This window comes from Corynebacterium sp. c3Ub_189, assembly GCF_039907195.1.
In the GTDB taxonomy this organism is placed as follows: Bacteria; Actinomycetota; Actinomycetes; order Mycobacteriales; family Mycobacteriaceae; genus Corynebacterium.
Genome location: NZ_JASBOF010000043.1, coordinates 1 through 1,566, shown reverse-complemented (window position 1 = coordinate 1,566; position 1,566 = coordinate 1). Strand labels below are relative to the sequence as shown.

Below are 1,566 nucleotides of genomic sequence, written 5' to 3'. Positions count from 1 at the left end.
GGTGCAACTGCACCCACAATAAAGCTCCTTAGAAAGGAGGTGATCCACCCGCACCTTCCGGTACGGGTACCTTGTTACGACTTCGTCCCAATCGCCGATCCCACCTTCGACGGCTCCCTAACAAGTTTGGGCCACCGGCTTCGGGTGTTACCAACTTTCATGACGTGACGGGCGGTGTGTACAAGGCCCGGGAACGTATTCACCGCAGCATTGCTGATCTGCGATTACTAGCGACTCCGACTTCATGGGGTCGAGTTGCAGACCCCAATCCGAACTAAGGCCGGCTTTCAGCGATTCGCTCCACCTCACAGTGTCGCTGCGCGTTGTACCGACCATTGTAGCATGTGTGAAGCCCTGGACATAAGGGGCATGATGATTTGACGTCATCCCCACCTTCCTCCGAGTTGACCCCGGCAGTCTCTCATGAGTCCCCAACCAAATGCTGGCAACATAAGACAAGGGTTGCGCTCGTTGCGGGACTTAACCCAACATCTCACGACACGAGCTGACGACAACCATGCACCACCTGTACACCAGCCACAAAGGGAAACTACATCTCTGCAGCGATCCAGTGTATGTCAAGCCCAGGTAAGGTTCTTCGCGTTGCATCGAATTAATCCACATGCTCCGCCGCTTGTGCGGGCCCCCGTCAATTCCTTTGAGTTTTAGCCTTGCGGCCGTACTCCCCAGGCGGGGCGCTTAATGCGTTAGCTACGGCACGAAAGTCGTGAAAAGACCCTCACACCTAGCGCCCACCGTTTACGGCATGGACTACCAGGGTATCTAATCCTGTTCGCTACCCATGCTTTCGCTCCTCAGCGTCAGTAACTGCCCAGTAACCTGCCTTCGCCATCGGTGTTCCTCCTGATATCTGCGCATTTCACCGCTACACCAGGAATTCCAGTTACCCCTACAGTACTCAAGTTATGCCCGTATCGCCTGCACGCCCGGAGTTAAGCCCCGGAATTTCACAGACGACGCGACAAACCACCTACGAGCCCTTTACGCCCAGTAATTCCGGACAACGCTCGCACCCTACGTATTACCGCGGCTGCTGGCACGTAGTTAGCCGGTGCTTCTTATCTAGGTACCGTCACAAAAAGCTTCGTCCCTAGCGAAAGGAGTTTACAACCCGAAGGCCGTCATCCCCCACGCGGCGTCGCTGCATCAGGCTTGCGCCCATTGTGCAATATTCCCCACTGCTGCCTCCCGTAGGAGTCTGGGCCGTATCTCAGTCCCAATGTGGCCGTCCACCCTCTCAGGCCGGCTACCCGTCGCCGCCTTGGTAGGCCATTACCCCACCAACAAGCTGATAGGCCGCGAGCTCATCCTACACCGAAAAAACTTTCCAACCATCACACTAAAAATGGCTCCTATCCGGTATTAGACCCAGTTTCCCAGGCTTATCCCGAAGTGCAGGGCAGATCACCCACGTGTTACTCACCCGTTCGCCACTCGAGTACCCTGCAAGCAGGGCCTTTCCGTTCGACTTGCATGTGTTAAGCACGCCGCCAGCGTTCGTCCTGAGCCAGGATCAAACTCTCCACAAAAAAATTTCAGAACAAA

The 1,566-nt window shown here is 55.6% G+C and carries 1 rRNA gene; it reads right to left on the bottom strand.

What is annotated here, in order from left to right:
* Positions 1-32: 32 nt before the first annotated feature.
* Positions 33-1,550: ribosomal RNA gene (locus QKD99_RS11415) — 16S ribosomal RNA — on the bottom strand.
* Positions 1,551-1,566 lie beyond the last annotated feature (16 nt).